The following is a 12,380-nucleotide window of genomic DNA, read 5'->3' as shown; positions in this document are numbered from 1 at the left end:
GCCGGTCGATCCCGCGACCACTTTTACCCGTCGCCCCGTAGCCCGGGTATGCTCCTACAGACGGTGACGCCGATCACGGTGCTGGGGACCACCCTGCTGTTCGCGCTGTTCCTCTCCGTGACCGCGCACCTCGCCGCCCGGAACGTCCTCGGCGACGTCGACCCGCGCCGCGCGCTCTACGTCGGTCCGCTCCCGGCGGTGATCGGCGTCGTCGGCGGGGCGTTCGCCGTCTCCGAGGCGCTGCTCCTCCCCGCGGCGCTGCTCGTCGACGGCGCGATGTTCGCGTGGAGCTACGACCAGCCCCGCCGGATCGTCGCCGCGATGACCGTGATCCACGCCGTGATCACGACGCTGCTCAGCATCGTGCTGTTCGGCGTCACGGCGCTGCTCGCGACGATGCCGGGGTAGGAGTCACGGCTCCGGCGGCGCCCCGTCGTACGCGTCGTGGTCGCCGTAGAAGTTCAGCATCGCGAACTTCAGCTTCTCCGGGTCGACGTCGAGCAGCTCCTCGCGCTCCTCCGGCGGGAACGCGCTCCGGACCGAGTACTTCCCCATGTCGGCCGTCGTGTACCGGCGGTCGGCGAGGACCCGGACGCCGAAGTCGTCGGGGCCGCGGACCACGCGCCCGAGCGCCTGCCGCGTCTTGCGGATCGTCGGGATCTCGACGGCGTACGCCCAGCCCGGGTCGCGGGCGCGGTCGCGGTCGGCGAACGCCCGGTTATAGGCGTCTTGGACCGCCTCCGTCCGGTCGGAGAGGTGCGGGTACGGGACGCCGACGACCACCACCGTCCGCGCGTCGTCGGCGTCGAAGCTCACCCCCTCCGCGAGCGTGCCCCACAGGGAGGTGAAGAGGGTCGCGTCGTCGCTCTCGACGAACCGCCGGCGCAGGTCCTCCTCGTCCTCGCCGGGGCCGTCGAGGTAGAGGGAGCCGAGGTCGGCGCCTGCCGGCCCGCCGCCCGCGCCGACGTCGGCTCCGGCGCCGGTCCCCGCCGAGCCGCCGAGCCGCTCGTGGTAGCGCTCGGCCTCGGCGTACGAGGGGAAGAAGGCGAGCGTGTTGCCCGGGGTGAACCGGACCGCGTCGCGCAGCACCGACGACACCGTCTCCTGCGTCTCCGGGTCGTTGCGCTCGGAGGCGAACAGCGGCGGCGTGTCGACCGCGAACGTCCGGCGGTTCGCCTCGGGGTAGGCCATCTCGTACGCGAGCGACGCGGCGTTCTCCAGCCCGAGCACGTCCTCCGTGACGTCGAAGGGGCGGAGCGTGGCGCTCATCAGCACCGAGGCGGCGACCTCGCCGAACAGCTCCTCGGTCACCCGACGCGGGATGCAGGTGTACAGCTCCGCGCGGCCGTACACCTCGTCGGCGGCGGCGTCGCGGCGCACGGAGACCACCGGGTACTGGCCGAGCTCGGTCCCCTCCTCCATCCACGTCGAGACGAACCGGGCGACCTGCAGGGTCTGACACTCGGCCCGGGTCGTCGTCTCGCCGTCGCGGTAGCGGCGCTCGTACTCCTCGTCTAGGGCCTGGCCGAGCTGGACCGCGAGCTCCGTCTCCGCGTCGATCCCCCGCCCCTCGTAGTTGCGGAGGAACGCGAGCGTGAGGTCGTCGCGCCGGTCGTCGTTGGCGACGGAGAGGTCCTCCCAGCTCTCGCCGACGGACTCGCGCCCCCCGAACCCGAGCGCGTCGTCGTACGTCTCGACCAGGGCGTCGCGGAACGCGCCGACGACGTTCTCGGCGGCCTCGGCGCGGGAGTCGTCGCTGTCGGCGAGCTCCTCTAACGCGGCGTCGAGGGTGGTCTCCGTGAGGGTGCGAGTGGCGTGGTCACGGGCGGCGTCGTCGACGTTGTGGGCCTCGTCGAAGACGGTGATTATCTCGGCGGGGTCGCGGTCGATCCACCGGAAGAACTGCTCGCGGATGTTCGGGTCGAGCAGGTGGTGGTAGTTACAGACGACCAGGTCGACCCCCTCCATCCCCTCCTTGAGCAGCTCGTAGCCGCAGAGCTCGCGCTCGTCCGCGTACGCGTACACGTCCTCGGGGGTGCGGACGTCCTCGAACAGCCACCCGAAGAACTCGTCGGTGTCCTCGACGAGGTTGTTCCGGTAGTGCGCGCAGACGTTCGCGGTCTCGTACTCGTCGATTTCCGCTTCCAGCTCGTCGAGCTCGTCCATGACCGCCTCGCGGGCCTCGGCGGCGCTCGCGTCGCCCTCGCGGCTCTCGGCGAGCAGCTCGCGCTGGCGCGCCTCCAGCTCGCGGACCTCGTTCTCCGTCTCCACCATCTCGCGGGTGGTGTCCCGGAGGGTCTGGCACTCCTGGTAGTCGACGTCGATGTGACACATCGACGACTTCCCCTTGAAGACGACCGCGCGGACGGGCTCTTCGCGGGTTATCGCGCGAGCGTCCTCGACGAACTGCCGCATCTGTTGGTGAACGTTGGTCGTGATCACGACCGTGCGGTCGTGCTCGCGGGCGTGCTCCAGGGCGGGCACGAGCGCGGAGAGGGTCTTCCCCGTCCCCGGGGCGCCCTCGAACAGCACGTCCTGGCCCCGGTCCAGCGCGTTGGCGATCCTGTCCATCGCCTCGCGCTGGTTCGGATACGGCTCCTCGTACGGGAAGAACCGCAGATGCGGCGACTCTGACACGGGCCGGAGTTCGTCGCCACCGGCTAAAAGGGGTGGGGTGCCGCGGCGGAAGTGGTTCGGCGCCGCCACGAGACGGAGCGGACCGAACGGATTTGGTTCAGCGGGGACATATACGTTCGGGGAGCGTGCGCCGTGAACGCACGTAACCAGCATATATTACCGCTTCTTCGCCGAGTATCGAGGCGTCATGGCGACCGAAACCGCGACAGCGACGGGCGACGTATCGACCGGAACGGGCGACTGGAAGGCGGGCGTCGCCGGCGGGCTCGCCGGGAGCGCCGTCTTCGGACTCCTGATGACGTACGTGATCCCCGCCCCGCTGCTGGAGGTGGTGATCCCGTCGATGTACGGGCTCGCGCCGCCGGCGGCGCCGTTCGTCGGCTGGGCGATCCACATGTCTCACGGCGCGGTGCTCGGCGTCGGCTTCGCCGCGCTCGTCGGACTGAACCCCTCGATCGGCGAGGGCGCGGGCGCGTCGCTCGGCGCCGGCGCGGCGTACGGGCTCGTCGTCTGGGTCGCGCTCGCGGTGATTGTGATGCCGGTCTGGCTCTCCGCGGTCGGCTCGCCGGCGAACCCGCCGCTCCCCAACGTCAGCGCGATGAGCGCGATCGGTCACCTCGCGTACGGGGCCGTGCTCGGCGGGGCGTACGCCGGACTGACCGACTGACGCCGGCCGGGCGTTCCGCCCGCCGGGTCCTCGGCGGACGCGACTCGATACCGGGGAGACGCTCCCGACCGGGACGCACCCTGATTTATACCGACGCGCCGTTACCGGCCGTAGTAACGAATGTTCGACGAGATCCTCGAGAAGTTCGAGGGGTCACCGAGCCAGCAGGCCGTCATCCGGCTGTTCTTAGAGCGCGGCTTCTCCGTCAACGAGGAGGGCCGCGTCGTCTCCGGCGGCATCGAGATCCCGTACACCGGGATCGCGCGCGAGCTCGACGTCGACCGGCGCGTGGTCGACTCGACGACGGACGCGATCCTGGACGACCCCGAGCTGAAGCGCATCTTCACCAACATCTCGTCGGTGCCGAGCCTGATGGACCTGGCGCCGGTCCTCAACCTCACGGTCCTCACCATCGAGGTCGCCGCCGCCGACGAGGCCGGGATCGTCGCCGAGGTGACCGGCATCCTCGCCGACCACGACGTCTCGATCCGACAGGTGTTGAGCGAGGACCCCGAGTTCACGGACGATCCGAAGCTGTACGTGATCACCGACGCGGAGCTGCCCGGCGAGCTGCTCGTCGAGATCCGCGAGCTCGGATACGTCCGCCGCGTGGGGTTCTGACGACCGGGACGGCGGTCGCGACGCGGCGGCGACCGGTTCCCCCCGTCGGTCGACGATCCGTTCCGGCGGGGAGCCTCGCGGGGGAAGCCGACGCGGAACCGAGCGCGTCGCCGTCGCGGATTTCACTTTCACTCGGGTGTAAACCAGTCTTTATACGGGATGGCGAACAAGGGTCGTGTACATGCCTGAAGACGAACTCGAGGACCTCCCCGGAGTCGGCCCAGCGACCGCGGACAAGCTCGTCGAGAACGGGTTCGAGAGCTACCAGTCGATCGCCGTCGCCAGCCCCGGCGAGATGTCGAACACCGCGGACATCGGCGAGTCGTCCGCCAGCGACATCATCAACGCCGCCCGGGAGGCCGCCGACGTCGGCGGCTTCGAGACGGGCGCGACCGTGCTCGAACGCCGCGAGGAGATCGGGAAGCTCTCCTGGCAGATCGACGAGGTCGACGACCTGCTCGGGGGCGGCATCGAGACGCAGTCGATCACCGAGGTGTACGGCGAGTTCGGGTCCGGGAAGTCGCAGGTGACCCACCAGATGGCCGTCAACGTCCAGCTCTCGAAGGAGAACGGCGGGCTGGAGGGCGGCTGTATCTTCGTCGACTCTGAGGACACGTTCCGGCCGGAGCGGATCGACGACATGGTCCGCGGGCTCGACGACGAGATCCTCGCCGACGAGATGGAGCGGCGCGAGATCGAGGGCACGCCGAGCGACGAGGAGGCGCTGGAAGCGCTCGTCGAGGCGTTCCTCGACCAGATCCACGTCGCGAAGGCGTTCAACTCCAACCACCAGATCCTGCTGGCCGAGAAGGCGAAGGAGCTCGCCGGCGAGCACGAGGAGACGGAGTGGCCTATCCGGATCGTCTGCGTCGACTCGCTGACGGCCCACTTCCGCGCGGAGTACGTCGGCCGGGGCGAGCTGGCGGAGCGACAGCAGAAGCTCAACAAGCACCTCCACGACCTGATGCGGCTCGGCGACCTGTACAACACCGCCATCCTCGTCACCAACCAGGTCGCGTCGAACCCCGACTCCTACTTCGGCGACCCGACGCAGGCCATCGGCGGCAACATCCTCGGGCACGCCTCCACCTTCCGGATCTACCTCCGGAAGTCGAAGGGCGACAAGCGGATCGTCCGGCTCGTCGACGCGCCGAACCTCGCCGACGGCGAGGCCGTGATGCGCGTGCAGGGCGAGGGGCTGAAGCCGGAATAACCGGGAAACGACCCGCGATCCGCACCGTCGGCGTCCGATCGGGACTCGATCCGGCGATCCGACGCCCGGATCGGGAGCCCGGCCGCCGATCCGGTTGACGAACGTAAACTTTCTCTCGGAACGGCCGAAACGCCCGATTTCGGCCGATTGACGCCGGTGCGACGGATGCTCCCCGAACGCGGCGCGGCAAAAATCGCCAGCGGCGGCCGCGCCCGGCGACGCGCCCCCCGATATCGGCCGATTCGGCGCTTGTTGACAGATCAGCGATAATACGTCCGTCCGATTCGATCGCAAAGATTGCCAGAAGCTCGTCCGGAATACGTCCTTATACACCATCCATCCGTCCTTATATCTGACATCCGCCGTATTATCAAGTTGATTTTTTGTGAAACCCAAGTCGAACGTTTATATACTCCCATTTCTCCTTGTCGAAACGTGATTCAACACATGAACACGAACGAACGGTGCGGTTCGGAAGACGTACGTTCAATTGAGGTGGTCGAATCGTGATGACCGACGTACTCGCGACGGTCGACCCGAGCACGTTCGCGGACGCGATGAACGGGACGTGGATCCTCGTCGTGACGTTCCTCATCTTCTTCATGCACGCGGGCTTCGCCATGCTCGAAGCCGGGCAGGTCCGCTCGAAGAACGTCGCGAACCAGCTGACGAAGAACCTCCTGACGTGGAGCGTCGGGGTGACGGTGTTCTTCCTGATCGGGACGGCGTTCACGAGCCTGATGAACGGATCGGCGGGCGTCGCGTCCGTCGCGGGGACGCTGTTCTCCGGCGGTGAACTCGCCGTCGACGCCGGGACGGTCGGCCCGTACGTCAACTGGCTCTACGGCGCGGTGTTCGCCATGACGGCCGCGACCATCGTCTCCGGCGCGGTCGCCGGCCGCGCGAAGCTCCGTGCGTACGTCACCTACACGTTCCTGCTGGCCGCGGTCATCTACCCGATGGTCATCGCGTTCACCTGGTCGGCCTCCGGCGACGGCCTCGTCGCGCAGCTGACCGGCACCGCGTTCCACGACTTCGCCGGCGGCATGATCGTCCACGGCATGGGCGGTATCGCGGGGCTCACCGCGGCGGCCGTGCTCGGCCCGCGGATGGATCGCTACGCCGATGACGGCTCGACGAACGTCATCCCCGGCCACTCGCTGACGTTCGCCGTCCTCGGGACGCTCATCCTCGCGTTCGGCTGGTACGGCTTCAACGTCGGGACGGCCTCCGTGGTCAGCGGCGGGATGTTCAACACCCTGACGCTCAACCTGGTCGCGATGGGGACGACGATCGCGATGGCGGCCGGCGGGATCGGCGCCGCCCTCGTCGTGTGGCTCCGCACCGGGAAGGTCGACACGCTGTACGTCGCCAACGGCCTGCTCGCCGGGCTCGTCGGCATCACCGCGATCCCCGACACCACGGCGTGGTGGGGCGCGCTGGTCGTCGGCCTCCTGGCCGGCGGCCAGCTCCCGCTCGTCTTCGAGTTCGTCTCGGACACGCTCAAGATCGACGACGTCTGCGCGGTGTTCCCGGTCCACGGCAGCGCGGGCGTGCTCGGGACGCTGCTGTTCCCGTTCGTCGCCGCGCCCGGCGAACTGAGCGCCGGCGTCGGCGCCCACTTCGTCGCCCAGCTGACCGGCGTCGTCATCATCGGCGGCTGGACGCTCACCGCGACCGCGGTCGTCTGGTACGTCCTCAAGCTGAGCGGTGAGGCCCGCGTCACGCCCGAACACGAGCAGGAGGGCCTCGACATCTCCGAGCACGGCGTCGAGACCTACCCCGAGTTCGGCGGCGACCGCGTCGCGACCGACGGCGGTCCGGCCGTGGTCGACACCACCGACGACTCCCCGCGCGCCGACGGCGGCGAGGAGGCGGGGTCGCAGATCAAGATGGTCACCGCGGTCGTCCGCCCCGACAAGCTCGGGGCCATCAAGCAGGCGCTCGCGGAGGTCAACGCCCCCTCGCTCACCGTGACGAACGTCTCCGGTCGCGGCTCGCAGCCCGCGAAGAAGGGCCAGTGGCGCGGCGAGGAGTTCACGGTCGACCTCCACCAGAAGGTGAAGGTGGAGGTCGTCGTCGCCGACATCCCGGCCGACGAGGTCGCGGAGGCGATCGCCGAGGCCGCCAAGACCGGCGAGCCCGGCGACGGCAAGGTGTTCGTCATGCCGGTCGAGGACGCGCTGCAGGTCCGCACCGGCACCACCGGGCCGGAGGCGGTGTAAGCCGGCGGCGACGCGCGGACTTCGAGGGAACCGGACCGACGACCGACTCCGACTCGCTTTTTCGACCGGGTTTCGAGGCGCCGTACCGCCGGGCCGCGGCGCCGATCGACGGAGGCCCCGGCGGTCCGTAACCGGTCTCACCGCCGGGTCGGCAACTACTTTCATCCCGCCGCCCCAACCCGTCGGTATGAACCACGAGCGCTCCCGCGGGCTGTACGACCGCGCGCTGTCGGTGATGCCGGGCGGGGTCAACTCCTCGGTCCGGGCGACGATGCCGCATCCCTTCTTCATCGAGCGCGGGGACGGCGGCCACGTGATCGACGCCGACGGGAACCGGTACGTCGACTGGGTGATGGGGTACGGGCCGCTGCTGTACGGCCACGACCTGCCGGACCCGGTGGAGGCGGCGGTCCAGTCGCACGTCGCCGAGGGACCGATGTACGGCGCGCCGACGGAGGTCGAGGTCGAGCACGCCGAGTTCGTGGCGCGGCACGTCCCGAGCGTCGAGTCGATCCGGTTCGTCAACTCGGGGACCGAGGCGACCGTCTCGGCGGTGCGGCTCGCGCGCGGTCACACCGACCGCGACAAGATCGTCGTGATGCAGGGCGGCTACCACGGCGCGCAGGAGTCGACGCTCGTCGAGGGGTCGCCGGGGGACGCGCGCCCGTCGACGGCGGGCATTCCCGAGGAGTTCGCGCAGCATACGCTCCCGATCCCGTTCAACGACCCGGAGGCCGCGAAGGCGGTGTTCGCGGAGCACGGCGACGAGATCGCCGCGGTCCTCGTCGAGCCGATCCTCGCGAACATGGGGATCGTGGCGCCGGTCGACGGCTACCACGAGACGCTCCGCGAGCTGTGCGACGACCACGGCGCCCTCCTGATCTTCGACGAGGTGATCACGGGGTTCCGCGTCGGCGGCCTCGGCTGCGCGCAGTCGAAGTTCGGCGTCACGCCGGACGTAACGACGTTCGGCAAGATCATCGGCGGCGGGTTCCCGGTCGGCGCGATCGGCGGGCGCGCCGACGTGATCGAGGGGTTCACGCCCGCGGGCGACGTGTTCCAGTCCGGCACCTTCTCGGGGCATCCGGTGACGATGGCCGCCGGGAAGGCGACCCTGGAGTACGCGGCCGAGAACGACGTGTACGAGCACGTCAACCGGCTCGGCCGAAAGCTCCGCGAGGGAATCGCCGAGATCTGCGCGGAGCGCGCGCCCGAGTACACCGTCGTCGGCACCGACTCGATGTTCAAGACGGTGTTCACCCGCGAGGCGCCCGACGAACCCGAGGCCTGCTGTCCCGGGGGCTGCCGGCAGGACCCCGACTGCGCCCGGTACGACTCGTGTCCGAAGACGGGCGCGGACGTCGCCGACGCCGCGACCGACCGCTGGGAGCGCGTGTTCTGGCAGGAGATGAAAGAGCAGGGGGTGTTCCTCACCGCGAACCAGTTCGAGTGCCAGTTCACCTCCTACGCGCACACGGAGGAGGACGTCGAGCGGACGCTGGAGGCGTACCGGGAAGCGATCTGACCGATAACGGGAGTAAGTATTGCAGATCGCTGGTGGCAAGACTGTATTTAAATAACACTGAGTGGCAGCGGCAATCACTAATAGAGAGATGTGCGGTGGCGCGCGCCTCCGAGTGGCCGCCACTGGCGGCCGCGAGGAGCGCGTGCGAGGGAGTCGCTGGCGGCGCCAGCCGCCAGCGACAAGGCTGGGGCTTTGGAGGTGTTCACCATAGCGTCATCAGTCACTCATAAACAGCCGACAGCGACACTACTCTCTCACATATAAAAAATCACTCAACCGTATCGATACACCTACTCCCGGTATCGAACAGGTACGAGAGATAGCGTCAGAAGCGGAAGCAGTACGTATTCGCGGGTCAGTTGCGGAACGTTTTTATCCCGGAACGAAACTACGTACTGGTAATGATCGCGGAGGCTCGTCCCGACGCCGCCCTCGTCCGAGGCCGACGAGCCCCGCGACCGCGACGAGGCGTCCGACCGCCGCGACCGGCTTCCGGCGCGGCGCGACGACGGGCCCCCTCGGGCCAGTAATCTTCATCCCTCGTCGCGTTCGCGCCGTTTCGTCTCGGAGAGTGACAGCTACGTCGTCGGACAGCGCCGAGTCCGTCAATTTCTTCCGGTAATTAAATCGGTGAATTTAAGGGCGTGAGCCCAGTGTACTCCCCTAATGGCAACCGTTGCACTCGCGTTCAGTGGGGGGCTCGACACGACCGTCTGCGTCCCGCTGTTGAAAGAGGAGTACGGCTACGACGAGGTCATCGGCGTCAACGTCGACGTCGGGCAGCCGACAGAGGAGTTCGACGAGGCCGAGGAGACCGCCGAGGCGCTGGGGCTCGACCTCCACGTCGTCGACGCGAAGGAAGAGTTCGCGGAGCTGTGTTTCGACGCGGTGAAGACGAACGCGACGTACCAGGGCTACCCGCTCGGGACCGCGCTCGCGCGCCCGGTGATCGCCGAGGCCATCCTGGGCGTCGCCGAGGCGGAGGGCTGTGACGCCATCGCGCACGGCTGTACCGGGAAGGGGAACGACCAGCTCCGGTTCGAGGCCGTCTGGCGCGGCTCCGACCTCGAAGTGATCGCCCCCGTCCGCGAGCTCGGACTCACCCGCGAGTGGGAGATCGAGTACGCCGCGGAGAAGGACCTGCCCGTCGAGGCCGGCGACGGCGGCGTCTGGTCCATCGACGAGAACATCTGGTCGCGCGCCGTCGAGGGCGGGAAGCTGGAGGACCCGAACTACGAGCCGCCGGAGGACATCTACGAGTGGACCGCCGAGCCGGAGGGCGAGACCACCATCGAGGTCGCCTTCGAGGAGGGCGTCCCGGTCGCGGTCGACGGCGAGGCGATGGACCCGGTCCCGCTGATCCAGCACCTCAACGAGTACGCCGGGAGCTACGGGATCGGCCGCACCGACGTGATGGAGGACCGGATGCTCGGGCTGAAGGTGCGCGAGAACTACGAGCACCCGGCCGCGACCGTCCTGTTGACGGCCCACCGGGCCCTGGAAGACCTCGTCTTAACCAAGAACGAGCGCTCGTTCAAGCAGGGGATCGAGCAGGAGTGGTCCGAGAAGGCGTACCAGGGGCTCGTCTTCGCCCCCGTCGTCGACGCGCTCGACGCCTTCGTCGACGAGACGCAGGACGTGGTGACCGGGACGGCGACGGTGAAGGTCTCCGGCGGCAACTGCCGCGTCGTCGCCCGCGACTCCGAGTACGCGGTGTACTCCGAGGAGATGGCCTCGTTCAACACCGAGGACGTGGCCGGCATCGCGCAGGAGGACGCCACCGGCGTCGCGAAGTACCACGGGCTCCAGGAGCGCCTCGCCAACGACGTGGCCGCGGGCGTGGAGCGGCCCGAGCTCGCGACCGACGGGTCGGGAGACGACGGGACGGACGAGTAGATGACCGACGACGATCCCGGCACCGCCGTCCGGCGCGACCGATTCAGCGGCGGTCCCGCCCGCGAGTTCCTGTCGAGCCTCGCGGCCGACGCGGCCATCTTCGAGGCCGACCTCGCGGTCGACCGCGCGCACGTGGTGATGCTCGCGGAGCAGGGGATCGTCGACGGCGCGGTCGCCGGCGAGATCCTCGGCGCGCTCGACGACGTGGAGGCCGCCGGCCACGGCGCGCTCCCCGACGGCGAGGACGTCCACGAGGCGATCGAGACGGCCGTCATCGACCGGATCGGGCCGGACGGCGGGCGGATGCACACCGCCCGCTCGCGCAACGACGAGGTGGCGACCTGTATCCGGTACCGGCTGCGCGAGGACCTGCTCGCGGCCGCGGAGGCCACCCTGGCGCTCCGCGAGGCGCTCGTCGAGGTCGCGAGCGAGCACGCGGAGACGGTGATGCCCGGCTACACGCACCTCCAGCCGGCCCAGCCGACGACGGTCGCGCACTACCTGCTGTCGTACGAGGGCGGGGTCGCCCGCGACACCGCGCGCCTGCTCGACGCGTACGAGCGGGTCAACCGGTCGCCGCTCGGCGCGGCCGCGTTCGCGGGGACGCCCTTCGATATCGACCGCGACCGCACCGCCGAGCTGCTCGGGTTCGACGGGACGGTCCGGAACGCGACCGACGCGGCGTCGGCGCGCGACTTCCTCGCGGAGGGCGCGACCGCGTGCGCGACGCTCGCGACGACGCTGTCGGGGCTCGCGGAGGACCTCGTCCTCTTCTCGAACAAGGGGTTCGTGGAGCTGTCGGACGCGTACGCCTCCACCTCCTCGATCATGCCCCAGAAGAAGAACCCCGACACGCTGGAGCTGACCCGCGGCGTCGCCGGCGACGCGATCGGCGAGGCGACGGGGACGCTGAGCCTGCTCAAGGGGCTCCCGCGCGCCTACAACCGCGATCTCCAGCGCGCCCACGCGAGCGTGTTCGAGGTCGCCGACGACGTGCGGGAGGCGACCGCGGTCGCCGCGGGCGCGGTCGCGACCGCCGACTGGGACGAGGCCGCGCTCGCGGACGCCGCGGGCGACGGCTTCTCGACGGCGACCGGCGTCGCCGACCTGCTCGCGATGAGCGGGATGCCCTTCCGGACGGCCCACGAGATCGTCGCGACGGCCGCTGAGGAGGTCGCCGACGGCGACTCGCCGGCCGCGGCGGCCGCAAAAGTTGACGAGGCCGCTCGGAACGTGACCGGCGAGCCCCTCTCGACGCACGTGAGCCGCGAGGACGTGGAGTCGGCGCTCGATCCGGCCGCCAGCGTCGCGAGCCGGGACTCCGCCGGCGGGCCGGCTCCCGCGGCGGTCGCCGACGGGCTCGCCGCCGCCGAGGCCGGGATCGGTGAGGACGACGACGCGCTGGCGGCCGAGCGCGACGCGCTCGCCGACGCGAGCGAGGCCCTAAACGCGGAGGTCGATCGCTATGTCTGAGCCGCGACGACCGCCGGGCGCCCCCTGGCTCGATCGGTGGCGGTCCGGCCGGCGACGTCGGTCGGACCGCCGACCCGATCGGCGCCGACGACCGTCCCCGTAAGGGGGACACAGTTACTACCG

General features: G+C 69.7%; 9 protein-coding genes. 8 read left to right on the top strand and 1 reads right to left on the bottom strand.

Translation table 11 applies throughout. The features are described from left to right. The first annotated feature begins 48 nt into the window (after positions 1-48). Positions 49-408, top strand: coding sequence for a DUF7473 family protein (locus ACFQMF_RS02975; RefSeq protein WP_256407782.1), 360 nt, complete (start codon positions 49-51; stop codon positions 406-408). Positions 409-411: 3 nt separating this feature from the next. Here the strand turns inward: ACFQMF_RS02975 and ACFQMF_RS02970 are convergent, their stop codons facing one another. Further along, positions 412-2,637 carry an ATP-dependent DNA helicase gene (locus ACFQMF_RS02970; protein WP_256407783.1) on the bottom strand — a complete coding sequence of 742 codons (2,226 nt, stop codon included), beginning with the start codon at positions 2,635-2,637 and terminating at the stop codon, positions 412-414. Positions 2,638-2,824: 187 nt separating this feature from the next. Between ACFQMF_RS02970 and ACFQMF_RS02965 the strand changes: the two genes are divergently transcribed. The 7 genes from ACFQMF_RS02965 (at position 2,825) to argH (ending at position 12,257) form a co-directional block, all read left to right on the top strand. Next, complete coding sequence (locus tag ACFQMF_RS02965) at positions 2,825-3,304, top strand: histidine kinase (RefSeq protein ID WP_256407784.1); 480 nt, start codon at positions 2,825-2,827, stop codon at positions 3,302-3,304. A 120-nt stretch (positions 3,305-3,424) separates the two neighbouring features. Further along, positions 3,425-3,925, top strand: coding sequence for an ACT domain-containing protein (locus tag ACFQMF_RS02960; protein ID WP_256407785.1), 501 nt, complete (start codon positions 3,425-3,427; stop codon positions 3,923-3,925). 181 nt (positions 3,926-4,106) lie between these two features. Then, a complete protein-coding gene (radA, locus tag ACFQMF_RS02955) occupies positions 4,107-5,138 on the top strand; it encodes a DNA repair and recombination protein RadA (protein WP_256407786.1) in 1,032 nt (343 codons plus the stop codon). 509 nt (positions 5,139-5,647) lie between these two features. Beyond that, positions 5,648-7,363 (top strand): ammonium transporter, encoded by a 1,716-nt coding sequence (locus ACFQMF_RS02950; protein ID WP_256407787.1) that lies wholly within the window; start codon positions 5,648-5,650, stop codon positions 7,361-7,363. 187 nt (positions 7,364-7,550) lie between these two features. Further along, positions 7,551-8,888: a glutamate-1-semialdehyde 2,1-aminomutase gene (gene hemL, locus ACFQMF_RS02945; protein WP_256407788.1), complete on the top strand. Its 1,338-nt coding sequence runs from the start codon at positions 7,551-7,553 to the stop codon at positions 8,886-8,888. Positions 8,889-9,554: 666 nt separating this feature from the next. After that, the gene (locus ACFQMF_RS02940) at positions 9,555-10,784 is read left to right on the top strand and encodes an argininosuccinate synthase (protein ID WP_256407789.1); all 1,230 of its coding nucleotides are present in this window, start codon (positions 9,555-9,557) and stop codon (positions 10,782-10,784) included. Beyond that, a complete protein-coding gene (argH, locus tag ACFQMF_RS02935) occupies positions 10,785-12,257 on the top strand; it encodes an argininosuccinate lyase (RefSeq protein ID WP_256407790.1) in 1,473 nt (490 codons plus the stop codon). It abuts the gene before it with no gap. Positions 12,258-12,380 lie beyond the last annotated feature (123 nt).

This window comes from Halorubrum rutilum (genome assembly GCF_042665015.1).
GTDB lineage: Archaea > Halobacteriota > Halobacteria > Halobacteriales > Haloferacaceae > Halorubrum > Halorubrum rutilum.
Note: the sequence above shows the minus strand (reverse complement) of the source record. Positions and strands in the feature narration are given on the sequence as shown.

Coding starts and splice junctions, on each gene's coding strand:
- ACFQMF_RS02975 (WP_256407782.1), top strand. CDS start 49: ATGCTCCTACAGACGGTGACGCCGATCACGGTGCTGGGGACCACCCTG.
- ACFQMF_RS02965 (WP_256407784.1), top strand. CDS start 2,825: ATGGCGACCGAAACCGCGACAGCGACGGGCGACGTATCGACCGGAACG.
- ACFQMF_RS02960 (WP_256407785.1), top strand. CDS start 3,425: ATGTTCGACGAGATCCTCGAGAAGTTCGAGGGGTCACCGAGCCAGCAG.
- radA (WP_256407786.1), top strand. CDS start 4,107: ATGCCTGAAGACGAACTCGAGGACCTCCCCGGAGTCGGCCCAGCGACC.
- ACFQMF_RS02950 (WP_256407787.1), top strand. CDS start 5,648: ATGACCGACGTACTCGCGACGGTCGACCCGAGCACGTTCGCGGACGCG.
- hemL (WP_256407788.1), top strand. CDS start 7,551: ATGAACCACGAGCGCTCCCGCGGGCTGTACGACCGCGCGCTGTCGGTG.
- ACFQMF_RS02940 (WP_256407789.1), top strand. CDS start 9,555: ATGGCAACCGTTGCACTCGCGTTCAGTGGGGGGCTCGACACGACCGTC.
- argH (WP_256407790.1), top strand. CDS start 10,785: ATGACCGACGACGATCCCGGCACCGCCGTCCGGCGCGACCGATTCAGC.